Source organism: Actinocrinis puniceicyclus (assembly GCF_018283645.1).
In the GTDB taxonomy this organism is placed as follows: Bacteria; Actinomycetota; Actinomycetes; order Streptomycetales; family Catenulisporaceae; genus Actinocrinis; species Actinocrinis puniceicyclus.
This window is the reverse complement of sequence record NZ_JAGSXH010000372.1, coordinates 1-577: the sequence shown is the minus strand read 5'-3', so window position 1 is coordinate 577 and position 577 is coordinate 1. Positions and strand designations below refer to the sequence as shown.

The following is a 577-nucleotide window of genomic DNA, read 5'->3' as shown; positions in this document are numbered from 1 at the left end:
GTCTACCCGCTGTACATCGACCCCACCATCGACTGGACCCCCACCACCGCGGGAACCCCCGACTACGTCGACCGCGAGCAGGGCTCGCCCTGCACCAACACCTCGTTCTGGGACGCCGCGCCGCAACTGGGCACCACCAGCGAGCACGCCCTGGGCATCGGCCGCAACCTCTGGTCCAGCTGCCAGGGCCTGATGGACCCCTACTTCCAGTGGAAGCTGCCCGCCGCGATCCACGGCGGCATCATCCAGAACGCCACCGTGAAGGTCACCCGCAACTACTCAGCCGCCTGCGGATCCCCCGCCTCGGCAACCCTGCACTGGAGCGGCGGAATCAACTCCGGTACCAGTTGGGCCAACCCGAAACCCGCCGACCTGGGCCACACCATCACCCACAGTTGGCCCGCGCAGACCGGACTGAACTGCACCGGCGGCGACATCGCCCTGGGCTTCGACCTGACCAATCCCGTCTCCTCCAACACCTTCGCCCCACAGATCACCGTCGAACTCGAAGCCGACGGCGACCCGGCCGGCACCAACGGGGTGTACTGGTTCGGCAACATCCAGCCCAACCCCACCC

The 577-nt window shown here is 67.8% G+C and carries 1 pseudogene; it reads left to right on the top strand.

The features are described 5' to 3' along the window. Nucleotides 1-577: pseudogene (locus tag KGA66_RS29345) on the top strand (hypothetical protein); the annotation flags it as partial.